The organism is Enterobacter sp. UPMP2052, assembly GCF_053709675.1.
Genome location: NZ_JBSKJR010000001.1, coordinates 781819 through 804015 on the forward strand (window position 1 = coordinate 781819; position 22197 = coordinate 804015).

A 22197-nucleotide genomic window follows, 5' to 3' on the forward strand; every position below is an offset into this window, starting at 1 on the left:
TAATGAATAAGGGTCGGTTAATTAAAATAGATGAAGTAACGAGGTTGTGTGCAATGTCCCGCGCGACATTATACAGGATGCTCGCCAGCAACAATTTTCCTCCTCAGGTATCAGTAACAGGGGGCCGTGCTGTTGCATGGTATGAGGCCGATATTTATAAATGGATTAATGAGAGGCCATCAAAAAAAGAGGAATAATGTTGATATTGAATAAGCGAATCCCGTTGGCCGGTCTGTCTCCGGAGCTTGAAATGTTGGCGTTATCTATACCGGGCTTTGAAACACCAGAGCAGGCAAGGAAGGAAAGGGTGTTCAGGATTGCCAGTTTATCCACATATACCGGAGCATGTTACAAAGCGCTCTGTGAAAAATTAACGGAATGCCACCCGAAATACCCCTGTAACAGCGCAGCATACCCGGAATGCCATAGGCGATACCGGCTACAGATGACAAGGGAAGTCCTGCGATTATGCAACAAGACACATAAATGGCGCAGTGTGACCTTGATTTTCTACCAGGATGAGTTCACAGATGCAGAAGCACCCATATGGTCGCCAGATGCACTGATTTCACGTCTCCGGCGGTGGTTAAAAGAATGTGGATTCAAGTATATGGTGATTGGTGGTTTCGAAATGGATTACCACATAGACACTGGATTGTGGCTACCTCATTTTCACTTAATCACTTTCAATGAAGAGGATGCATTAAATAAACTTCGGAACAGAATGAAAAACAAGCGCAATATGTTGGCCAGAAAGAGTGTCATTTCCAGACCAATGTTTGATACAGGAATAGACAACCCGGAGAAACAAATAAGTTACTTGTTCAAGGCTATATGGTGGCGCGTTGAATCGTATAAAGAAAACAAACCTTTACTTATCAACAATAGGAGTATTAAGCCTAAGCGCCGAACTAAGAAGTTCAGATTACGCCCAAAACAGCATGCTCATTCTTTAGTTATGATGGATAAGCAGGGAATACAGACATTAACCTTTATGTATAAAGTAAGGAAGTATGGTGACCATTTGATATTAAAATAATGTATGTTCTATTAGCGATATGTACCAGCTGTAAACTATTTCTGCAATTTTAAATAAAATAATAGTGTTGTGTGAAAAGTCATACAAGGGAACTCTCACGCCTTAATTCTGATGTTTATTACTGCAAGTATGATGTGATCTTTAAATACGATAAGGAACTATAAATGAAAGAATATAAAGAGATATTGAATAATAAAAAAGTAGAGCTATTTGTTACATTGTTGGCTCGTACAAAAATTTCAGAATTGTGTCCAGTTGCATAACGACTTATTAAAATCACTGATTTTCAAGAGATGGAGTCGACCCGTGTGCTTGTACCAGCCAAGGCACTTGTCAGTGTATTGGAGTTAAAAAAAACGTTATTAACGTGCGGGCATAAACCCAATGTGACTAAAGAATACTGGATTCAAGCTCATCAAGAAGTAATTAAGGAAACCGATAAGATAATCACACTGTGCTATAAGCCAGGTTTTTATGATGATATTTATTTGCGTGTTAACGATATAGTTATTGGCAAAGTTAAAGGGGATAAGCCTGTACTGCATCCTGGTGCTAAAAATCATTTACCAGTCGAGGATAAACAGGAGATATTAAATTATGGAAAATGAATGTCGCTCCATATGCACTATATAGCTCGCGTATTATGTTGGCTCTGTGCTGCGGATTTTCAGGTTTTCTCCTTAAGCTTTCAGGTATGGAAGGGGGTGGGTTTCATTTGTGGGGGATGAGTAGTATAGGAAAAACGTCCAGTGCCTACATGCTGGCATCATTAGCAGGATCACCTAAAGATGTTGTCGTACTGTGGAACAATACGGATAAAGGGCTTGAGGAGATTGCCGTGGCCCATAACGACAGCTACCTAGTACTCGATGAGTCGAAGCTGTTAGATAAAGACGTACTGGCAGCTGCTAAGATTATGCAAAAACGTGTGTATACGCTTTCCGGAGGGAAAGGGAAAACACGCTCTGCAATGTATGAGAACAAAGTTGCTGAATGGCAGGTAAGTATTTTCAGTACGGGTGAGTGCAGTCTTCAACAACTTGCTGCTTCCGGGAACGTTGAGCGCCTTGAAGGCGAAAATGTGCGTGTAATCGACGTTAATGCAGATGCTGGTGCTGAAATGGGGATCTTCGAATCACTGCCAGATGATGTCAATTCCAGTAACGAACTTGTTCATGCGATCAAGGATGCAACTCACCGTTATTATGGCAGTGCCAAACCTGCCTTTCTCAAGCGCCTGGTGGCTGATATTCAGGACGATCGTGAAAACGTGAAGCGGAAGCTTGAAAAAGGGATCGACTTCTTTCTGGATAAGCACAAGGTAGATCGTAACTCCGGCATTCAGGTGCGTATCGCCAAACGTTTTGCAATCGCTTATGTAGCAGGTTCCATTGCTGTGAAATATGGTGTTTTGCCCTTTACAAAGCAGGAGATCATGAAAGGGATCTCAACCTGCTACCAGGATTCTCTTAAGGCAGTTTTGTCTGAACCTGAAATAACCAAACCCCTAATGGGTAACTCGTTGAATGCAATTATTGATTTTTGCAAAAAGGGTGATCTTTTAAATCTGATTGGAAATGATCGCGTAACCCAAACGGCGATTAAAAAGTCATCGGTCATTATCCACAAAGTTAAAGGTCGGGCCGTATATGCAGTTGATAAGGATCTGTTACATAACTGCTTACCGAAATCTCAGCGCAAAGGCATCCTGATGCTATTAACAAAGCAAGGGGTATTATTATCCGATGCGAATAAGGAGTACAGCACTATTCAGATTGTCTATAAGCGTAAGCAAGTTGGTCGTCGCTACTGTTTTATCTGCAAAAAGCTTGATAAGCTTATTGAAGAATAATTTTACAATATGGTAAGGGCTTAAAGGAGTGGCTTATAACCACTCCTTTTTTACCTCAAAGCATTTCTTCGCCATCACGCAAAGCTACGATCCCCAGATACAGGCAAATTGGCACGGTTTTGCGATAGGCTGGACCTTGCAGATCATAAGCAATCCATGCTCCAGATATAGCCCATAGAATGGGTCCTAAGCTATTAATCCATGGGTTACGCTTGAGTAACTCTTTGACTAGTTGTTTCGCCGCCTCCCTTCCAATCATCTGAGCGATGAGACTGACGATAATGGTTTCTACGATCCCAAGTGCAATTTTGGGACCAAGGATCTGAAATACAATAGGCAAAATTGCCACTTTGCCATTCTTTTTGATATGGGAGATTATCTCCTCTCTGTCAATATCACCTACTCCCAGCTCATTGAAACATTTTGATAATTCTTCTGGCGTCTTGCTTAATAGTTCCTTCTCAACAACGGAGAGCACCAACTTTTCAAGTTTTGATTCTATCGAGCCGCCGACTTTAACATTGACCTTTAGTTTTTTGCATACATCATCAATGATCTCCGTGGCTGGAATAGAACCTTCCCCATTAATTAAATGCCTCTTTAGATAAGCCAAATCGGAAGAACCGAAGTATTTTATTTGTGTGTCAATAAGTGATATTAATTCAGCATGCAATGCTGGGTTGTTTTGATAAGCAGATAATAGTGTTTTTCTGCGCTTATCGTTTGTGAAAGATACATAGCTATCCAGAGTGGCTGATATATAGTTAAAGTCTTCCACAGTACATTTCTCTAAAACTCCCTTCATATTTGCTCGCTTTTTAAGTTAAAAATCTTTCAGGTTGATATCGAAATATGGCGTCAATATCAACTCTTCAAATAAGTCATATTCGTGGTGCGGAACCTTAACAAAGGTAGAGTTGTGATTAGGTGTCCACCATTTCTCGACGCCATAATACGCCTCTCTGGCATTGGCTTTGTGGATCAGCCGGAATGGTCTGTCCATCCAGCCATCGCTGTGTTTAGTGAAGTAGTTAACCGGGCCAGTGAACTGACCAAGTAGGTATACACCCTGATTTCCGTGAGTCAGGTAGAAGTAATCACCAATCGGAGCGTTTACAAACTCCTCTGCCTGGCTGACGGAAGACTGCCCTTTACCAGCAGTCGTGCGGTGAATGTAGACGAGCTTTTCATCAATACATTCGACCATATCCAGGAATGAGAACTCCTTCCAGCCATGTGACAGCTTCCAGAAATTGGGCATCAAATCGGTATTCATAGGCCTCTTAACCTTACGTTGTAAGTGATCGCAATCTATTGAAATGCGGATCGATTGTGATGACTATTCTGTCGCTGAATACCCATAATCGCAACAAGGTTTGTTGATGAGCTTTTCGCTGAAATCGTTCAAAGAGGATATCGGGAGGGTATGTAGATGCGTTAACTCGCCCAGTTGCTGAAAATGGGTGATCAACACTACTCAGCATTGGTAGGCTAAGCATGATGAAAACATTTGGTGCTTTGAAAAAAGTGATTGAGTGATTTAGTGATTGCGGCTTTTTAGGTGAGCCTGGTCTCTGACTGTGCAATTCTGCATTCAGCACTGAGCAGGATTGCGGTTCTTCAACAGCAATTCGGCCATAAACAAGGGGGCTGTATTGCGCTTCGTCATCAGTCTGTTGTATGGCGACCAGTCCGGCAGATTCACAGGCCAGTTACTTCGCTGATTGATTGGCTAACAGGCAGAGCCGAAATGAGTGATCTGCAAAAAAACACCCTTCCAGACCGCCCAACGTTGCTGGATTTTGGCATGACAGACCGGCTAACTACCGGTGTAGTTTTGTGCCAGATCTGCACCTCGTACAATGGTAGGGGTAAATCGCCGATGGTTTTCCCTGACTCTGACAATTGCAAGGATTGGCGGTTTAGAGCAAATTCGAGGTTTCAAAAGAATAAAATTCAGAAAATAACATGTATCAACAACCGCTGTGGAATAGTACCGAGAGGAAGTTGCACCGCTTAATAACCGTTAACGTTTTACATACCCGCTAATCCCATTCTGGCTGAACTGATATTTATTCGCTATTCGCTTCTACAAGGTATACAGACGTATCTATTATACTCTGTATACACTCTATCTCTATATTACTGTATATATGTCATTACATACTATAGCCATTATCCAGTATCAGCTATCATGAGGCTCCAGCCTCCAATATTATGATCACTATCCAGCATCTGAACCTTGTTGGGTTCACACAAGATTTGCGTAATTCAGTTGTAAATAAATGGGGTCAGGGCATGGTGCTTTGATCTCAATATACAGGTGGATTATGAAACCATACATTACCCATAACAATATCCTTGTGACAGATTCAACGCTGGATTATTTTAAGTCGGTCATTTTCAGTATTCCTTATAATGGTGTGCCAAGGCTGCGGCGTCCCTTTTATCTTAATATAGCAGTATTCCTTCAGCATGTAATTTGTGTCGCTACCTGTAGTCGTAAGAACAAGAAGAAAGCAAAGATTAAGGCGAATAAAAAATGGTCTTATTCTGTGCCAGTACCATTTGAATTGGGGCGGGAGAAACTTCCTGGCGTATTTAAGAAAAGTGGGCCAACGTATGAACGTGCAATGGAAGCACTGGCAAGCGCGGGAATTATCAAGCTAACCGGGTATTCCAATATTCAAAGTTCATGCCGCGAATACGCTGTTTCTCAACGTTTTCTGCGTAAGTTGTTTGGCAATGATAGGGAGGCATACCTTAGCCGTAAGGATCGCTACCATTATCTGACGGATATTTTCACCAAGCGTAAAAGTTACGCATTTGATGAGTTGATTGGGATTGCCATTGATCGTGGGCAGCATGCTAAACACAAGCAGTCTAAACGCAATATCCCTAACGCTGCTTTCAGAGAGTTGGTAGTGGAGGTCTGGAACAATCTTGAGCCGCTTGAAATCAATCTGGATGCACTACTGGAGTATCACCGTGAACATCCCACTAAAAAGAACAAAATATTCATTTTCAATTTCCTGTCGAGACTGGCTGAAACAGGCGTGGATCTGGTGAAAGAGTCACCGTTGACGGTTTCTTACAGGCAATCGTATAAAACAGCGTACATTGGCGGAAGATCCTTTGAGGTTGGCACCGGCTTTCAGAGCTTGCCCTCTGGTATGAAATGGGCGTGTCTGGCACGTGGTGTGAACTATGACATCAAGGGATGCCAGCTTGAGATACTACGACATGAGCTGTTGAGTATTGGCATTTCGGACAAATCGCTGGAAAAGCTGGAAACTCAATATATCTGCCGGGTATTGCGTGTCGCGGAGGAGTTGGTAAAGCAATTCAGGTTTTCCAGTGTATTCAATGCAGGAGTCGTTACCCTATCACTTAAATCCAGTACCCGACGCTTGTTGAACCGTGAGTTAGGTAAAGCAGAGGCTGAAAGAGTGTTGAAACGCTGGAAGCACCTTCTAAAACCCCTGAGACGAGATCTGGCTTTACTGCTGGATCATTACGAAGGCATAGCAAAAACCAATCGTTACGGTAAATGCGTTACTAACGCGGTAGGGCAACCGTTTAACATTACCTATAAAGATGTGGCGGCGCGTAAACGCAGGAAGTCAGATGTGATGCGCCGAAAGCTGCTGTCGCACATGTTACAGGGGCTGGAAAGTCAGGCTGTATACGATTACGTTGCCAGCCATAAAGGTGTTTGCGCACTGGAGCACGATGGGTTTGTTTCTTATGAAAGGTCACTGACTGGTCCCATCCATACCTTTTGATAGAGAAAAAGCATTAAGGGGAGCCACTCAGTCAATGAAAGCTTATCCTAGTTGAAGGTATCGAACTGACCGACAGCCAGATCGCAGCACTGGCGCACCAAGCCAGCGATGACTGGGTCTGCCACCCATTAGGGTTATCTAGACTCAGAGGATACATTCCACATGGGGAATGTGAAAGACATCGTATGTATTTATCAACCGGTAGTTGTCGATACCTACTCGAATGTTGCGTACTGCAAGCTGTATGCGAGTTGCTACTTAAAAAGTTACTGAGCGAGTTTTAACAGGCGACGTTCCGTAAAAAACTGTATGGCAATCTTGAAACATTGCAGTCTGCTCCTTGATGAATGGCCTAGCTCACTATAATAAGCAAACCCATCAGGAAAAACTGCTATGGTCGGATGCAGATAAAAACTTCGCTTGATGGAAAACCCATCTTGGTTGAGAGAAATTTAAACCAGATGTAATCTGACAGATACCTGTATAAATAACCGGTAACTGTCAGACCAGGTCTGAGCTAATACTGCTAAGGCGTTTTTTTGATATCTTTAAATATTTTATTTATATAATCTTTCCTTTTCGATTCAATTTCCTTCATCTCTTTTATAATGCTTGGCATCGATTTGAAAAAATCCTTAGATTTCTCTGGAGACAATTTCTTTCCATTGATTTTTTCTAAAAATTTCATAATGGCGGAGTTGTTAATTCTGTCGGTTTTTTCTTTTTTTATTTCATCTGTGATGAAATTCCAAAACTCCTCACTTCTAAAATATCCCTTAATGAGGTTTTCTTTTTCATCTAGATTATAAAAACTTGGGGTTTTTATTTCTATGTAGTCGATATATTCCATTAATGGTTTGAAATCACTTAGTGTGATTTTGTTTGTTAATTTTATTTTTTTTATTATGGGGATATCTTCAGATGTAGCTAGTTCACAAACAGGAAGCAAATCTAGCATCAACATAATGGCCGTTTGCTCGATATCGCCTGCGATTAACTTTCCATGTGCAACTATGTTTCGTATTATTGGGAATTTAAATGAGTAATACTCAAAGTAGATAAAATGATTTATGTGAGATTGTATTATTCTTAGTTTTTCGTTGATTGATGCAATATCAAGCCTGGATTCATCAATGCCAATTTCTAAGCAGATGTCATGAAATATACCTTCTATTTGCATAGGGAGCATATTGATTACAGAAATGAAATCCCTGCCTTTATAATGATTGATAATAGTAAGTAAGATTTCCTTTCTATTAGCAATGATGTGATTTGTTTGAATAAGGTTTTCAATTTTGTCAAATAGCCCATTATTCTCAGAGAAACCAACTGAAATATATTCTTTTGCTATGGCATAGAAATCATCTTTATTATTTTTAAACAGTCCCTTTATTTCTTGATAAGCATTCGAAGGTAAGTCCAAGAATTTATTAGATAACTCCGTTAGGTTTTTTACATTATATACATCAAATTCTTGACGGGCAATAAGGCCCCGAGAGTATAGATATGGCATATCCCCAGAGAAAAAACTCATAATAAAACCCATGCCGTCATTTATTCGCTTGCGACAATGTGAGAGTGTGAAGAAGTCAATGTCATTTGATATGAAGTTTAAAATTTCTTCTTTAGCAGAGATATTTTTATCTTTATAGTAATCTAATAAATTTCTATAGTATCTATCATCTCCATCAAGCCAGCCGTTAGCTTTCTTCTTGTCCTCAAGTTGTTTAAGGCTTTTATTTATATAAGCTAAATGGCTGTCAATTTCAGATATGTCATCCTTTGCCTTGTATAAGAAAAACAACATCTTTTCTCTAGGTTCTTCAGTTAAGTCTAGGTAGTATTCAGATATATACTTATAAAACTCATCTTCATTTTGGCTTATGTTGGGATTACTGGTTTCGGATATGTATTTTTGTCTGATTTCATTAAAGTTAAATTTGCACACATGTATATTCCAGACGTATGATAAGAATATCCTCCCTATTTGAGATAAGGTCATTCTACTTTTGTTTTTCCCTTTAAATGCTAAAAAATCCAGCTCTATAATTTGATGAGTGGTTAAATCTTTAAGTTTTATGGTTGAAATTTTGTTGTCCATTTTTAATCCTAAATAGCTACGGCTTTTAGAGGGATCTCCGCCCGAGGTGTTATCTCTAATCGATTGGCAAACCAACCAAAACCACCAACTGGATTGAGTTAAGCCTATCATATCACCAAACCCCCGAAATGAATGACGTCAGATGTAGAAAACCATCCATAAAAAGCCGGATAAAAATAATACTCGCAAGCTTATGTTATGCTGATGTTGCACTTTGGGGGGGCAGCGTCGTCGTAAGAACATTCGGCTGCGCCTTTTTATCCGTCGAACGTAGAGGCACTGTCGGGTGTTGAAGGCCTGAAATCATTACCCTCATTGTAAGTACACCCGTTTTAGTTTCACGCACTTATTGCAATTTCCGGAGTTTCAGTCATCAGCTAGTACTCTTCCGGCGTCAGATTATTCAGCGATTCATGGAGCACTCGCTGTTTTATTCATCCAGCCAGCGCTCTGTAATTTTAGACTGGCCCCATGAATTTCAATACAGCCAGTATCACTTAAGTTTGTGATAGTCTTAATACTGTTTTTAGGCTAGTCGTTGGAGTCTGGATGACCGATATTTTAGGTCCAGAGAAGCGTAGACGGCGAAGTGTTCAGGAAAAAACACCAACGCGCCAGCGTTTACGAAACATCAACACTGATGTCGGTGCTGCTTACCCATCCATCAAGCTTATCCGCCCATTCCTGCATCATCACTTTACGCTCATCAAGATAAGTTGCATGGTTGTATGTGCGACGAACATTGTTGGTATCAGCGTGCGCAAGTTGGGCCTCAATAGCATCAGGTCGATAGCCCATCTCGTTTAACCGTGTGCTGCCTGTAGTTCGGGTTGCATGTGGGCTGTAAGTTCCACTCCAGCCGAGGCTTTTAAGTAGCTGGCGCAGCGAGTGCGATGTCATAGGACCTAACGGATTATCCCTGCCCGGAAAAAGGTGCTGCCGATGCCTGGTTAATCCCTGTAGTGTTCTGAGCATTTTGACAGCTTGGAAGGGTAGGGGAATAACGTGTTCTCGGCGGGCTTTCATTCGCGCTGCCGGAATGGTCCACAGGGCGTTATCAAGATCGAATTCTGTCCATTCTGCCTCGGTGGCTTCTGCAGGACGCGACAATGTCCACCACATAAGCCACATGCAATAGTTAACCTGGTACGAACCACGACTATTGTCAAAACAGCTTAATAACTTCCCGATTTGCTGAGGATTCAGTGCTTGTTTGTGCTGTGTCTTATTGGCCGGAAGGGCCTTGCGCACAGGCCAGACAGGATCGCTATCAGCTCTAAGCGTCGCTACTGCCAGTTCAAAAACGGATGAAATGGTTCGACGGGCTTCAGCGGCAACGGTCGGAGCTCCGCGCTTAGCCGTTTCCTGAAGAATTTTAAGAATGTGATGCGGAGTGATTTCCCTGATAGGAAGTTTGCCGATGACGGGGAAAACTACACGCTCAAGCATATCAAGGCGGCGAGTTTTGGTGATTTCGGCCCAGTCTTTCAGCTGCAACCACTCTTTGGCAATCAGCTCAAAGGTGTTGGATGCGTCGTTGACCTTGCGGATCTTATCTAACTGGCGAGCCTGTGTCGGGCTAACTCCATCCGCGACTTGTTTACGCGCTTGCTCACATTTCTCGCGAGCTTCGGCAAGTTTGACCGTCGGGTACTCACCCAACGCGAACATGCTGGATTTGCCGTTGAGTTTAAACCGATAGCGCCAGGCCTTTTTGCCGTTGGGTTTCACTTCGAGGTAGAGGCCATTGAAGTCATTGAGTCGATAGAGTTTTTCTTTCGGCTTTGCAGTGCGGCATTGCGTATCGGTGAGCATAACGGGGCCTTGTTTATTTATTATACCGTTATTGTACTCACTTAAAATGAAGATGGAAGAATGTTGTACTCATCCATGTACTCATTTTTGACAGCGTTGTTATGAGATGAATTGAGACATTGTGAAATGAAAAATCCACGCAATCGCGTGGATTTAATAGGGTTTTACCGTTGTCACGAGATTCAGCGAATCTTCATGAGACAACAAATTTTATTTAGACGTTGAACAGGAAGTTCATCACGTCGCCATCTTTCACGATGTAGTCTTTACCTTCCGCACGCATCTTACCGGCTTCTTTCGCGCCTTGCTCACCCTTGTAGGTGATGAAGTCTTCAAACGCGATAGTCTGTGCGCGGATAAAGCCTTTCTCGAAGTCGGTGTGGATCTTACCTGCCGCCTGCGGAGCCGTTGCACCAACAGGGATGGTCCAGGCACGCACTTCTTTCACGCCAGCGGTGAAGTAGGTTTGCAGGTTCAGCAGCTCGTAGCCCGCGCGGATCACGCGGTTCAGGCCCGGCTCTTCCAGACCCAGCTCGGCCATGAACTCGTCACGGTCGGCATCGTCCAGTTCTGCAATATCAGATTCAACGGCTGCACACACGGCAACCACCACAGAGCCTTCCGCCGCGGCGATTTCGCGCACTTTGTCCAGGTATGGGTTGTTCTCGAAACCGTCTTCGTTGACGTTAGCGATATACATGGTTGGCTTCAGGGTCAGGAAGCTCAGGTATTTGATTGCCGCCTTATCTTCTTCCGTCAGGTTTTTCAGCGCGCGCAGCATGCCAGCATTTTCCAGCTGTGGCAGGCATTTTTCCAGCGCGGCCAGCTCGGCCTTCGCGTCTTTATCGCCGCCTTTGGCTTTTTTCTGCACGCGGTGAATCGCGCGCTCGCAGGTGTCGAGGTCAGACAGCGCCAGCTCGGTGTTGATCACGTCGATGTCGTCAGCCGGATCCACTTTATTGTTAACGTGGATGATGTTGTCGTTTTCAAAGCAACGCACAACGTGGCCGATCGCTTCGGTTTCGCGGATGTTGGTCAGGAACTGGTTACCCAGGCCTTCGCCTTTGGACGCCCCTTTCACCAGGCCCGCGATGTCCACGAATTCCATGGTGGTAGGCAGAATGCGCTGCGGCTTAACGATTTCCGCAAGCTGATCGAGACGCGGGTCGGGCATTGGAACGACGCCGGTGTTGGGTTCGATGGTACAGAACGGGAAGTTCGCCGCTTCGATACCCGCTTTGGTAAGCGCATTAAACAGGGTGGATTTGCCCACGTTTGGCAGACCGACGATACCGCATTTGAATCCCATTTCTAAATCACCTTAATATCTTGATAATCAATCCGTTAGCGTTAACCGATTGAAGAAAAGTAAATAACTACGCCTATTATACACGTAACCCGCACGGTGCGCGGTAAAAATGCCAAACGGCGCGGATTATTGCGCTTTAAAGGCGTGAAGACGGTTCGTTGCCTTTGTTAAGCCATCCTGCAGCCAGATCTCGGTGCAACGCACGGCTTCGTCTACCGCCTCGTCAATTAATTTTTGCTCTGAAACCGGGGGTTTACCGAGCACAAACCCAACAACTTTGTTTTTATCGCCCGGATGGCCGATTCCCACGCGCAAACGGTGGAAATTGGGATTATTGCCCAGCTTGCTGATAATGTCTTTCAGACCATTATGGCCGCCGTGACCGCCGCCGAGTTTGAACTTTGCCACGCCCGGCGGCAGATCCAGCTCATCGTGGGCAACCAGAATTTCATCCGGATTGATGCGATAAAACGTCGCCATCGCCGCGACCGCTTTTCCGCTCAGGTTCATAAAGGTGGTAGGCACCAGCAGACGCACGTCCGCACCGGCAAGGTTGATGCGCGAGGTGTAGCCGTAGAATTTCGGCTCTTCTCGAAGGGGAGCACGTAATCGTTCAGCCAGCAGGTCGACGTACCAGGCACCCGCATTATGACGGGTGGCCGCATACTCTGCGCCTGGGTTAGCAAGGCCGACAATCAGTTTAATCGTCACGATTCATTTCCTAATGGGTTCTGGATCCGGGGCGTAGTTTACTGTTTGGCGAGGCGCTTGACAAAGTTCTGCGCCAGGAACGCCAAAAGATGAATAATTGCGGATCTGAACCATTAGAATTTCAAACTGTTCAGGGGCTTATTTGTAAACTTTTGTCTGGGCATGTTCCGTAAATGTGATCATTCACTCAACTCATATAAGCCCTGTTGTCTATACTTTACACACAAGGAATAGGGACTTATTCCCTACAACCCAAGGTTCCGGAGGTGACACATGAAACGCAAAAACGCTTCGTTACTCGGTAACGTGCTGATGGGGTTGGGACTGTTCGTGATGGTAGCCGGTGTGGGTTATTCTATTTTAAACCAATTGCCGCAGCTTGACCTCCCGCAATACTTCGCGCACGGCGCGGTGCTGAGCATTTTCCTCGGTGCGGTGTTGTGGCTGGCAGGTGCTCGCGTCAGCGGCCATGAGCAGGTGAGCGACCGATACTGGTGGGTGCGCCATTATGATAAACGCTGCCGCCGCGACCAGCATAAGCACAGCTAACAGAACGGATTTAAGAATATGCGAACGACTCCTTTCGGAGTCGTTTTTTTATGGATTACAGATCGGCTAATGCGGCGTCACGGTTAGGATAAAAGGCGAGGCGGCCAGGGATCGGCTGTACGCCCGCGCGCGCCATGGTGCGCAGCGGCTGAAACTCAAGGTTGCTAATCCGCAGCTCGCAGCCTTCCGGCAGACGGGCAACAAAGCGCTGGAAGGCATCAAGGCCGCCAGCATCCAGTACCGGGACGGCATCCCACTTCAGCACCACAATGCGTTTGCCCGCGATGCGCGATTCCAGCTCGCTGAACAGCCCTTCTGCGGCGGCAAAGAACAGCGGGCCGATCACGCGCAGCACCAGCACATCGTCAGGCACTTCAACGTTAACCGCTGAAAGGCGCGTCATCTGCGCGATGCGGCGCATAAACAGCAGCGAGGCCAGCACAATGCCAACGCTGATGGCGATCACCATATCGAACAGCACGGTCAGCGACATACAGATCAGCATGACGATGATGTCGTCTTTCGGCGCACGACGCAGCAGGTTCACGACCTTATGCGCCTCACTCATGTTCCAGGCGACCATCAGCAGCAGGGCGGCCATGGCGGAAAGCGGCAGCCAGGAGAGCAGCGGGGCGAGGATCAGCAGGGCCATGATCACAAGCACAGAGTGAATGACCGCTGAAACCGGTGACGTTGCACCTGCGCGGACGTTCGCGGCAGAACGGGCAATCGCCGCCGTAGCGGTAATGCCCCCGAAGAACGGCGCAATGATATTGCCCAGGCCCTGACCGACCAGTTCGCTGTTCGCTTTATGTTTGGTGCCGGTCATGCCATCCAGCACGACGGCGCACAGCAGCGATTCAATCGCCCCCAGCATCGCCATCGAGAACGCGGCAGGCAGCAGCGCTTGCAGAGAATCCCAGCTCAGGGTAAAGCTCGAGCCGGGCATGTCCCACGGCAGCACCAGCTGCGGCAACAGTTGTGGGATGCCGTTACCCTGTGAGCCGTCTGCCAGAATATAGTGGAACTGCGAGCCGATGGTCGCGACGTGGCCGCCGAGCAGATTCACGACGCCCATCACCGCGCAGCCCAACAGCAGGGCAGGCAGATGCCCCGGAAGGCGAATCCCCAAACGCGGCCAGACGATCAGCGTGCCGAGGGTCACAATCCCGATGGCGGCGTCGCCCAAATTAGCCGTTGGCAGCGCCATAAACAGCGCGCCCACTTTCTGCAAATAGTGTTCCGGGACATGCGCCATCTGCAGGCCGAGGAAATCCTTGATCTGCATGGTCCCGATGGTGATACCAATCCCTGAGGTGAACCCCAGCGTCACGGAAAGGGGAATATATTCAATCAGGCGGCCAAAGCGGGCCAGACCGAACAGAATGAGAAAGACGCCGGACATCAGGGTGGCGACCAGCAGCCCTGCCAGACCAAACTGCTGAGAAACCGGATAGAGGATCACCACAAAGGCGGCGGTGGGACCAGACACGCTAAAGCGCGACCCGCCGGTCAGGGCAATCACAATCCCGGCAACGGCCGAGGTGTACAGCCCGTACTGCGGCGCGACGCCGCTACCAATCGCCAGCGCCATTGCCAGCGGGATGGCAATAATGCCGACGGTAATCCCGGCAATCAGGTCACGGACAAAGCGTGACGAGGTGTATTTCTCTTTCCAACAGGCGTCGATGAGGGCGCGAAAGGGAAGAACATGTGAGGAAGTGACGTTTTTCACAATTATCTATCATCCGTGTGCGCATCATCTGTCATATAAATGGCAGGTGAAGGAGGCATTAGTCATACAAATAAAACACAGAGACAAAAAAACCCGCCGCAGCGGGTTTTTCGGCCGTGTTCGATTAGTGTTCGAACATTGCAGAGATGGATTCTTCGTTGCTGATACGACGAATCGCTTCTGCCAGCATCCCGGACAGAGTCAAGGTGCGCACGTTTGGCAGCGCTTTGATCTCGTCGCTCAGTGGGATGGTATCGCACACCACAACTTCGTCGATAACGGAGTTGCGGAGATTATTCACCGCATTACCGGAGAAGATCGGGTGAGTCGCGTAGGCGAATACGCGTTTAGCACCACGCTCTTTCAGCGCTTCCGCCGCTTTACACAGCGTACCGCCGGTATCGATCATGTCATCAACCAGCACGCAGTCGCGACCAGCAACGTCACCGATGATGTGCATCACCTGAGAAACGTTAGCGCGCGGACGACGCTTGTCGATGATCGCCATGTCGGTATCGTTCAGCAGCTTGGCGATGGCACGGGCACGTACCACACCGCCGATGTCCGGCGAAACCACGATTGGGTTGTCCAGGTTCAGCTGCAGCATGTCTTCCAGCAGGATTGGGCTGCCGAATACGTTATCAACCGGAACATCGAAGAAGCCCTGAATCTGCTCTGCGTGCAGGTCAACGGTCAGAACGCGGTCAACGCCCACGCTTGAGAGGAAGTCAGCAACCACTTTTGCGGTGATAGGTACACGCGCGGAACGGACGCGACGGTCCTGGCGAGCATAGCCGAAGTAAGGGATTACAGCAGTGATACGTCCTGCAGAAGCACGGCGCAGGGCATCGACCATAACAACCAGTTCCATCAGGTTGTCGTTGGTTGGAGCACAGGTGGACTGGATGATGAAAATATCACCACCGCGTACATTTTCATTGATTTGTACGCTGACTTCGCCGTCGCTAAAGCGACCTACAGCGGCGTCGCCGAGGGAAGTGTACAGGCGGTTGGCAATACGTTGTGCTAGTTCCGGGGTGGCGTTACCAGCAAAAAGCTTCATATCAGGCACGAGATAACCTCAGGCATGCGTCCAGTGGTGGATAGCTTCGCCGCAAACTGCGGGGCCTAAGCGAAAGCTATCCAGGCGGTGTATTAAAGAGCGCGATGCAACGTCTGGAACAGGGTGACGTTGTCACCGAAACTCAGTCTGCGCCAGAATGGCATGCTGTAGCGGGGAGGTATTCATCCCGCGCGCTACAAAACCATGCAGCCAAACTGGCGCTTGCTCAAGCACCTGACGAGCGGCGGACTCGGTGTCAAATTCAGCAAAGACACAAGCCCCTGTGCCAGTCAGGCGCGACGGCGCGTATTCTAACAGCCAGGAAAGCACGGCATCAACCTCGCGAAAACGTTTTCTTGCGATAACCTCGCAATCGTTGCTGAATTCACATTTTAATAACGTTTCTATTGACCGTGTCGGGGTATTTCGCGGCAGGTCCGGATCGTTGAAGATGACGGGCGTGGGAATGCTCACGCCAGGATGGGCAATCAGATACCACTTTTCCGGCGGCTCTACCGGCGAGAGCACTTCGCCCACGCCTTCTGCAAATGCGGCATGGCCCCGCACAAACACCGGGACATCTGCGCCCAGCGTCAACCCCAGAGTCGCCAGTTCGTCTTTCGACAGGCCACAGCCCCAGAGATGATTTAACGCCACCAGAATCGTTGCCGCGTTGGAAGACCCACCCCCCAGGCCGCCGCCCATGGGCAGACGCTTCACAATGCTAATATCTGCTCCGCTTCCGGCAGGTAAACGCCCTGTGTCGTGCGCTGCCTTCATCAGCAGACGCGCGGCGCGCACAATCAGGTTATCTTCCTGTTCCACGCCGTCCAACGGCGTGAGCAGGCAGATCTGCCCGTCCTGGCGCAGGTCGATGGTGATCGTGTCGCCGTAATCGACAAACTGAAACAGCGTTTGCAGGGTGTGATACCCGTCAACTCGCCGCCCGGTAATGTATAAAAACAGGTTCAGTTTTGCTGGAGAGGGCCACTGGGTCATCATTTCACGATCCAGTTGTCCATTTTCAGCTTGATGCGCTGGCTCCCCTGCGTCAGCTCCATATTTGACGGCAGTGACGGCTGCGTTTTGCTGTCATAGGCGCTGTACACCACTTTCCAGCTTTTGCCGTTTTGGGTGTAGTTCACCTGGCTCAGACGGTATTGATCGTCAAGGGTGTAATCCGTCGCCTCGCCCGGCAGGCCCAGGATCCACTGGCGCAGGCTGTTGAGCGGGATCGGCATCCCGGTCAGCTTGCCAATCATCTCTTCAGCATCGGTTGCGGTGTAATGCTGGCCTTTGTTGTCGGTGATCTGCGCTTCACCCGGTTTAGCAATAAGCTCCAGCTCGGTGCTGCCAAGCGGGTTCAGCAGCAGCAGGCGATAGTGATCCTGCCCAGTTTGCTGCCAGAAGAAGCGTGCATACACTTTTTGATCGTCGGAGAGATAGGCAAACGCACCGCGCGTCTGGTACTGACTCAGTTTCAGCACGTCCTGCTGGTGCTGACGCCACTGCGGTGAGTCAGGGCTTTTGCCCGGCCCTTTAGGAGGGGTGATAGAACACGCGGTCAGAACCAGGGCCGCCAGAGGCAGCAGGCGAATCAGTCGGGTCATAATGATGACAAATCCTTGAGATAAGTTGCAGTTATAACTGTTAATGCTAGCGTCCCGCAGTGGCAGCGTCTACGTTCAAATTGTCTCAAAGCGCGTTGTAAGCTATTACTCCGAAAGGATGCGGTCTCTTTTATTGATCTCGCGCATCCTGTATGATGCGACCTGCTAACCTTATTAACGCTGGTACTACTCCCGCTCACATGACCCTATTAGCACTCGGCATTAACCACAAAACGGCCCCGGTTTCGCTGCGAGAACGCGTTACGTTTTCGCCGGATACGCTCGACCTGGCGCTGGACAGCCTGCTTGCACAGCCGATGGTGCAGGGGGGCGTGGTACTCTCGACGTGCAACCGTACCGAGCTTTATCTGAGCGTAGAAGAGCAGGACAACCTGCATGAAGCGCTGATCCGCTGGCTTTGCGACTACCACAACCTTAACGAAGAAGAGCTGCGCAACAGTTTGTACTGGCATCAGGACAACGACGCGGTCAGCCACCTGATGCGCGTGGCCAGCGGTCTCGATTCGCTGGTGTTGGGCGAGCCACAGATCCTCGGTCAGGTGAAAAAAGCGTTTGCGGATTCACATAAAGGGCATCTTAAGGCCAGCGAACTGGAACGCATGTTCCAGAAATCATTCTCCGTGGCGAAGCGTGTGCGAACCGAAACCGACATTGGTGCCAGTGCGGTTTCTGTTGCTTTCGCCGCCTGTACCCTGGCGCGCCAAATCTTTGAGTCGTTATCGACCGTGACGGTGCTGCTGGTGGGCGCGGGTGAAACCATAGAACTTGTGGCGCGACACCTTCGCGAACACAAAGTGAAAAAGATGATTATTGCCAACCGCACCCGTGAACGCGCGCAGGTTCTGGCGGAAGAAGTGGGTGCCGAGGTGATTGCGCTGAGCGACATCGATGAACGCCTGAAAGAGGCAGACATCATCATCAGTTCTACCGCCAGCCCGCTGCCGATCATTGGCAAGGGGATGGTGGAACGCGCGCTGAAATCCCGCCGTAATCAGCCGATGCTGCTGGTGGACATCGCCGTCCCGCGCGATGTCGAACCTGAAGTCGGCAAACTGGCAAACGCCTATCTCTACAGCGTGGACGATCTGCAAAGCATCATTTCGCACAACCTCGCCCAGCGTAAAGCGGCGGCGGTGCAGGCGGAAACCATTGTTGAGCAGGAAACCAGCGAGTTTATGGCCTGGCTGCGCGCGCAAAGCGTCAGCGAGACCATCCGCGACTATCGCGGACAGGCCGAACAGGTGCGTGATGACCTGACGGCTAAAGCGTTGGCTGCCCTTGAACAGGGCGGAGACGCAAGCGCTATCATGCAGGATCTGGCCTGGAAACTGACCAACCGCCTGATCCATGCACCAACCAAATCACTTCAGCAGGCCGCCCGGGACGGGGATGATGAACGCCTGACTATTCTGCGCAACAGCCTCGGGCTGGAATAGCGCCCTATACCCATTTTCCATTACAAGGTGCACTTACGCCTATGAAGCCTTCTATCGTCGCCAAACTGGAAGCTCTGCACGAGCGCCATGAAGAAGTCCAGGCGCTGCTCGGCGATGCCGGGACCATTGCAGACCAGGAACGTTTTCGCGCGCTGTCGCGGGAATACGCGCAGTTAAGTGATGTATCAAAATGCTATACCGACTGGCGACAGGTCCAGGACGATATTGAAACCGCGCAGATGATGCTCGACGACCCTGAAATGCGTGAAATGGCGCAGGAAGAGTTGCAGGACGCCAAAGCGCGTTCTGAAGAGATGGAGCAGCAGCTCCAGGTGCTTTTACTGCCAAAAGATCCGGATGATGAACGTAACGCCTTTGTTGAAGTGCGCGCCGGAACCGGCGGTGACGAGGCGGCGCTGTTTGCCGGTGACCTGTTCCGCATGTACTGCCGCTATGCTGAAGCGCGTCGCTGGCGCGTCGAGATCCTGAGCGCCAACGAAGGCGAACACGGTGGTTTTAAAGAAGTTATCGCCAAGATCAGCGGCGACGGCGTGTACGGGCGTCTGAAGTTTGAATCGGGCGGCCATCGCGTGCAGCGCGTACCGGCAACGGAATCCCAGGGGCGTATCCACACCTCGGCCTGTACCGTTGCGGTGATGCCTGAGCTGCCGGAAGCCGAACTGCCGGACATTAACCCGGCGGATCTGCGTATCGACACCTTCCGCTCCTCGGGCGCGGGCGGTCAGCACGTTAACACCACTGACTCCGCGATCCGTATTACCCACCTGCCGACTGGCATCGTGGTGGAGTGTCAGGACGAGCGTTCCCAGCACAAGAACAAAGCCAAAGCCTTGTCCGTACTGGGCGCACGTATCCGTGCCGCCGAAGTGGCGAAGCGCCAGCAGGCGGAAGCCTCTACCCGTCGCAACCTGCTGGGCAGCGGCGATCGCAGCGATCGTAACCGCACCTACAACTTCCCGCAGGGGCGCGTGACCGATCACCGCATCAACCTGACGCTCTACCGCCTGGATGAAACCATGGAAGGCAAGCTCGATATGCTGATTGAGCCTATCGTACAGGAATACCAGGCCGACCAGTTGGCGGCCTTGTCCGAGCAGGAATAATGGATTTTCAACACTGGTTACGCCACGCCGCCAGTGCGCTTTCAGAGAGTGAAAGCCCTAAACGCGACGCCGAAATTTTGCTGGAGCATGTGACGGGGAAAACCCGTACCTGGCTGCTTGCCTTCGGCGAGACGGCGCTGACCGCTGAACAGGAAGCGGCGCTTTCGGCGCTGCTTGCCCGCCGTAAGACCGGTGAGCCGGTGGCGCACCTGGTCGGCGAGCGCGAGTTCTGGTCGCTGCCGCTGTATGTCTCTGCCGCTACGCTGATCCCCCGCCCGGACACCGAGTGTCTGGTCGAACAGGCGCTGGCCCGTCTGCCGGAGCAGGGCACGGCAATCCTCGATCTGGGTACCGGCACCGGCGCGATTGCCCTGGCGCTTGCCAGCGAGCGTCCTGATTGCAGCGTAACGGCCGTCGATCTGATGCCTGATGCGGTCGCGCTGGCGCAGCGTAACGTCCAGCGCCTTGAGCTGTGCAACGTGACGGTGCTTCAAAGCAGCTGGTTCAGCGCGCTTGAGGCGCGCAGCTTTGGGATGATTGTCAGTAATCCCCCCTACATCGACGAAAATGACCCCCATCTGGCGCAGGGTGACGTCCGCTTTGAGCCGCGCACGGCGCTGGTGGCGTCCGGTGAGGGGCTTGCCGATCTCGATCACATTGTGACAACGTCACGACAACATTTGCTTCACGGCGGCTGGCTGCTGGTGGAACATGGCTGGACCCAGGGCGAGGCGGTGCGTGATCTGTTCACCCGCGCGGGCTACACGGGCGTCGAAACCTGTCGTGATTATGGCGGCAACGAACGCCTGACGCTGGGTCAATGGGCATGAGTCTTTTTACCGTGCTGATTACCGTCCACCTTGTGTGTGTCGCGTTGACGATAGCGTTCTTTATCGTCCGCTACGCGTGGCGTTACAGCAATAATCCATTGATTGACGCCCGCTGGGTGCGTATTGCGCCGCACTGTATCGACACGCTGCTGTTCCTTTCCGGGGCCGGGTTGATGTGGAAAACGGGCTATCTGCCATTTACTGATAAAGGCGCATGGCTGACTGAAAAGCTGTTTGGCGTTATCATCTACATCGTTTTGGGTTTTATCGCGCTTGGGCGTCGTCGTCCGCGCAGCCAGCAGACCGGGTTTATCGCCTTTCTGCTGGGTTTGGTGGTGCTGTACATCATCATTAAACTCGCCACCACAAGAATACCGATACTGGGGTAAGTCATGAGGTCCTTAGCCGATTTCGAATTTAATAAAGTGCCGCTCTGCGATGGCATGATCCTGATTTCAGAGATGATCCGCGACGACTTTACGTCGCAGTTCGTTTACGCGGAGCTGGAGAAGCTGGTCAGCCTGGCGCGTGAGGAGATCAATCAGGCGCGTCCGCAGGACTGGCAGCTTGAAAAGCTGGTGGAGCTTTTCTACGGCGAATGGGGTTTTTGCGACACGCGTGGCGTGTATCGCCTGTCTGACGCCTTATGGCTGGATCAGGTTCTGAAAAATCGTCAGGGTAGCGCCGTCGCGCTGGGCGCTATTTTACTGTGGGTCGCCCATCGTCTGGATATTCCGCTGGTGCCGGTCATCTTCCCGACGCAGATGATCCTGCGGGCGGAGTGGCTGGACGGTGAGATGTGGTTAATCAATCCGTTTAACGGCGACACGCTGGATGAACACACGCTGGACGTCTGGCTTAAAGGCAACATCAGCCCGGTCGCCGAGTTGTTTAACGAAGATCTCGACGAAGCGGATAACGCAGAAGTGATCCGCAAGCTGCTCGATACGCTGAAGTCCGCGCTGATGGAAGAGCGGCAGATGGAGCTGGCCTTACGCGCAAGCGAGGTGCTGCTGCAGTTTAACCCGGAAGATCCGTATGAAATTCGCGACCGCGGGCTTATTTATGCCCAGCTCGACTGCGAGCATGTGGCGCTGAATGATTTGAGTTATTTCGTTGAACAGTGCCCGGAAGATCCGATTAGCGAAATGATCCGCGCGCAGATTAACGCGATCTCGCACAAACAAATTACACTGCATTAATCTTAATTCCGATTC

At 49.5% G+C, this 22197-nt stretch carries 21 protein-coding genes and 1 pseudogene; 12 read left to right on the forward strand and 10 right to left on the reverse strand.

Annotation, left to right across the window (positions count from 1 at the left end):
- Positions 1 to 2: 2 nt before the first annotated feature.
- From ACWKX3_RS03560 to ACWKX3_RS03575, 4 genes are all read left to right on the forward strand, one after another.
- Positions 3 to 197 (forward strand): helix-turn-helix transcriptional regulator, encoded by a 195-nt coding sequence (locus ACWKX3_RS03560; RefSeq protein WP_023277096.1) that lies wholly within the window; start codon positions 3 to 5, stop codon positions 195 to 197.
- A complete protein-coding gene (locus ACWKX3_RS03565; RefSeq protein WP_454541288.1) occupies positions 197 to 1039 on the forward strand; it encodes a hypothetical protein in 843 nt (280 codons plus the stop codon). The genes ACWKX3_RS03560 and ACWKX3_RS03565 overlap by 1 nt, the downstream gene beginning before the upstream one ends.
- Positions 1040 to 1347: 308 nt before the next feature.
- Positions 1348 to 1647 (forward strand): hypothetical protein, encoded by a 300-nt coding sequence (locus ACWKX3_RS03570; RefSeq protein WP_454541289.1) that lies wholly within the window; start codon positions 1348 to 1350, stop codon positions 1645 to 1647.
- A 35-nt stretch (positions 1648 to 1682) separates the two neighbouring features.
- Complete coding sequence (locus tag ACWKX3_RS03575) at positions 1683 to 2891, forward strand: DUF927 domain-containing protein (RefSeq protein WP_454541680.1); 1209 nt, start codon at positions 1683 to 1685, stop codon at positions 2889 to 2891.
- Positions 2892 to 2946: 55 nt separating this feature from the next.
- Here the strand turns inward: ACWKX3_RS03575 and ACWKX3_RS03580 are convergent, their stop codons facing one another.
- Positions 2947 to 3669, reverse strand: a complete 723-nt coding sequence (locus ACWKX3_RS03580) for a hypothetical protein (protein WP_226052492.1) — start codon at positions 3667 to 3669, stop codon at positions 2947 to 2949.
- A 45-nt stretch (positions 3670 to 3714) separates the two neighbouring features.
- Complete coding sequence (locus ACWKX3_RS03585; protein ID WP_001543683.1) at positions 3715 to 4167, reverse strand: hypothetical protein; 453 nt, start codon at positions 4165 to 4167, stop codon at positions 3715 to 3717.
- 1054 nt (positions 4168 to 5221) lie between these two features.
- On the opposite strand from ACWKX3_RS03585, the gene ACWKX3_RS03590 reads away from it, so the two are divergent.
- The gene (locus tag ACWKX3_RS03590; RefSeq protein ID WP_454541290.1) at positions 5222 to 6676 is read left to right on the forward strand and encodes a hypothetical protein; all 1455 of its coding nucleotides are present in this window, start codon (positions 5222 to 5224) and stop codon (positions 6674 to 6676) included.
- Between the two features lie 53 nt (positions 6677 to 6729).
- Positions 6730 to 7143: pseudogene (locus tag ACWKX3_RS03595) on the forward strand (IS481 family transposase); the annotation flags it as partial.
- Positions 7144 to 7202: 59 nt separating this feature from the next.
- On the opposite strand, the gene ACWKX3_RS03600 reads toward ACWKX3_RS03595, so the two are convergent.
- The 4 genes from ACWKX3_RS03600 to pth form a co-directional block, all read right to left on the reverse strand.
- Entirely contained in the window at positions 7203 to 8888 is a 1686-nt protein-coding gene (locus tag ACWKX3_RS03600) for a hypothetical protein (protein ID WP_454541291.1), read from the reverse strand.
- Positions 8889 to 9398: 510 nt separating this feature from the next.
- On the reverse strand, positions 9399 to 10592 hold the full coding sequence (locus ACWKX3_RS03605; protein ID WP_454541292.1) for a tyrosine-type recombinase/integrase: 1194 nt from the start codon (positions 10590 to 10592) through the stop codon (positions 9399 to 9401).
- Between the two features lie 214 nt (positions 10593 to 10806).
- Positions 10807 to 11901: a redox-regulated ATPase YchF gene (gene ychF, locus ACWKX3_RS03610; protein ID WP_006175915.1), complete on the reverse strand. Its 1095-nt coding sequence runs from the start codon at positions 11899 to 11901 to the stop codon at positions 10807 to 10809.
- Positions 11902 to 12027: 126 nt separating this feature from the next.
- Positions 12028 to 12612 carry an aminoacyl-tRNA hydrolase gene (gene pth, locus ACWKX3_RS03615; protein ID WP_006175913.1) on the reverse strand — a complete coding sequence of 195 codons (585 nt, stop codon included), beginning with the start codon at positions 12610 to 12612 and terminating at the stop codon, positions 12028 to 12030.
- Between the two features lie 273 nt (positions 12613 to 12885).
- On the opposite strand from pth, the gene ychH reads away from it, so the two are divergent.
- On the forward strand, positions 12886 to 13161 hold the full coding sequence (gene ychH, locus ACWKX3_RS03620; protein ID WP_006175911.1) for a stress-induced protein YchH: 276 nt from the start codon (positions 12886 to 12888) through the stop codon (positions 13159 to 13161).
- A 55-nt stretch (positions 13162 to 13216) separates the two neighbouring features.
- Here ychH and dauA read toward each other — a convergent pair whose 3' ends face one another.
- The 4 genes from dauA to lolB all read right to left on the reverse strand — a co-directional run bounded on the left by dauA (position 13217) and on the right by lolB (position 17569).
- Positions 13217 to 14896 carry a C4-dicarboxylic acid transporter DauA gene (gene dauA, locus ACWKX3_RS03625; protein WP_137273331.1) on the reverse strand — a complete coding sequence of 560 codons (1680 nt, stop codon included), beginning with the start codon at positions 14894 to 14896 and terminating at the stop codon, positions 13217 to 13219.
- A 124-nt stretch (positions 14897 to 15020) separates the two neighbouring features.
- Positions 15021 to 15968 carry a ribose-phosphate diphosphokinase gene (prs, locus tag ACWKX3_RS03630; protein WP_003856663.1) on the reverse strand — a complete coding sequence of 316 codons (948 nt, stop codon included), beginning with the start codon at positions 15966 to 15968 and terminating at the stop codon, positions 15021 to 15023.
- 123 nt (positions 15969 to 16091) lie between these two features.
- Entirely contained in the window at positions 16092 to 16961 is an 870-nt protein-coding gene (ispE, locus tag ACWKX3_RS03635) for a 4-(cytidine 5'-diphospho)-2-C-methyl-D-erythritol kinase (RefSeq protein ID WP_153688228.1), read from the reverse strand.
- A complete protein-coding gene (gene lolB / locus ACWKX3_RS03640; protein WP_006175902.1) occupies positions 16958 to 17569 on the reverse strand; it encodes a lipoprotein insertase outer membrane protein LolB in 612 nt (203 codons plus the stop codon). Before lolB ends, ispE begins: the two co-directional genes overlap by 4 nt.
- Before the next feature lie 200 nt (positions 17570 to 17769).
- Between lolB and hemA the strand changes: the two genes are divergently transcribed.
- Genes hemA through sirB1 form a run of 5 tightly spaced genes read left to right on the forward strand, consistent with a single transcriptional unit; the run spans position 17770 to position 22182 of the window.
- On the forward strand, positions 17770 to 19026 hold the full coding sequence (gene hemA / locus ACWKX3_RS03645) for a glutamyl-tRNA reductase (RefSeq protein WP_042319992.1): 1257 nt from the start codon (positions 17770 to 17772) through the stop codon (positions 19024 to 19026).
- A 41-nt stretch (positions 19027 to 19067) separates the two neighbouring features.
- The gene (prfA, locus tag ACWKX3_RS03650; protein WP_454541293.1) at positions 19068 to 20150 is read left to right on the forward strand and encodes a peptide chain release factor 1; all 1083 of its coding nucleotides are present in this window, start codon (positions 19068 to 19070) and stop codon (positions 20148 to 20150) included.
- Positions 20150 to 20980, forward strand: a complete 831-nt coding sequence (prmC, locus tag ACWKX3_RS03655; RefSeq protein WP_088208301.1) for a peptide chain release factor N(5)-glutamine methyltransferase — start codon at positions 20150 to 20152, stop codon at positions 20978 to 20980. The genes prfA and prmC overlap by 1 nt, the downstream gene beginning before the upstream one ends.
- The gene (sirB2, locus tag ACWKX3_RS03660) at positions 20977 to 21369 is read left to right on the forward strand and encodes an invasion regulator SirB2 (protein WP_042320578.1); all 393 of its coding nucleotides are present in this window, start codon (positions 20977 to 20979) and stop codon (positions 21367 to 21369) included. Before prmC ends, sirB2 begins: the two co-directional genes overlap by 4 nt.
- A 3-nt stretch (positions 21370 to 21372) precedes the next feature.
- On the forward strand, positions 21373 to 22182 hold the full coding sequence (gene sirB1, locus ACWKX3_RS03665; RefSeq protein ID WP_006175892.1) for an invasion regulator SirB1: 810 nt from the start codon (positions 21373 to 21375) through the stop codon (positions 22180 to 22182).
- The last annotated feature ends 15 nt before the right edge of the window (positions 22183 to 22197 follow it).

What these genes read in the sequence shown, in the direction of transcription:
- ACWKX3_RS03605 (WP_454541292.1), bottom strand. Translation starts at nt 10,592, where the DNA reads ATGCTCACCGATACGCAATGCCGCACTGCAAAGCCGAAAGAAAAACTC.
- prfA (WP_454541293.1), top strand. Translation starts at nt 19,068, where the DNA reads ATGAAGCCTTCTATCGTCGCCAAACTGGAAGCTCTGCACGAGCGCCAT.
- sirB2 (WP_042320578.1), top strand. Translation starts at nt 20,977, where the DNA reads ATGAGTCTTTTTACCGTGCTGATTACCGTCCACCTTGTGTGTGTCGCG.
- ACWKX3_RS03585 (WP_001543683.1), bottom strand. Translation starts at nt 4,167, where the DNA reads ATGAATACCGATTTGATGCCCAATTTCTGGAAGCTGTCACATGGCTGG.
- ACWKX3_RS03560 (WP_023277096.1), top strand. Translation starts at nt 3, where the DNA reads ATGAATAAGGGTCGGTTAATTAAAATAGATGAAGTAACGAGGTTGTGT.
- ACWKX3_RS03575 (WP_454541680.1), top strand. Translation starts at nt 1,683, where the DNA reads ATGTTGGCTCTGTGCTGCGGATTTTCAGGTTTTCTCCTTAAGCTTTCA.
- ychF (WP_006175915.1), bottom strand. Translation starts at nt 11,901, where the DNA reads ATGGGATTCAAATGCGGTATCGTCGGTCTGCCAAACGTGGGCAAATCC.
- ACWKX3_RS03600 (WP_454541291.1), bottom strand. Translation starts at nt 8,888, where the DNA reads ATGATAGGCTTAACTCAATCCAGTTGGTGGTTTTGGTTGGTTTGCCAA.
- ACWKX3_RS03590 (WP_454541290.1), top strand. Translation starts at nt 5,222, where the DNA reads ATGAAACCATACATTACCCATAACAATATCCTTGTGACAGATTCAACG.
- prmC (WP_088208301.1), top strand. Translation starts at nt 20,150, where the DNA reads ATGGATTTTCAACACTGGTTACGCCACGCCGCCAGTGCGCTTTCAGAG.
- ychH (WP_006175911.1), top strand. Translation starts at nt 12,886, where the DNA reads ATGAAACGCAAAAACGCTTCGTTACTCGGTAACGTGCTGATGGGGTTG.
- ACWKX3_RS03565 (WP_454541288.1), top strand. Translation starts at nt 197, where the DNA reads ATGTTGATATTGAATAAGCGAATCCCGTTGGCCGGTCTGTCTCCGGAG.
- sirB1 (WP_006175892.1), top strand. Translation starts at nt 21,373, where the DNA reads ATGAGGTCCTTAGCCGATTTCGAATTTAATAAAGTGCCGCTCTGCGAT.
- lolB (WP_006175902.1), bottom strand. Translation starts at nt 17,569, where the DNA reads ATGACCCGACTGATTCGCCTGCTGCCTCTGGCGGCCCTGGTTCTGACC.
- ispE (WP_153688228.1), bottom strand. Translation starts at nt 16,961, where the DNA reads ATGATGACCCAGTGGCCCTCTCCAGCAAAACTGAACCTGTTTTTATAC.
- hemA (WP_042319992.1), top strand. Translation starts at nt 17,770, where the DNA reads ATGACCCTATTAGCACTCGGCATTAACCACAAAACGGCCCCGGTTTCG.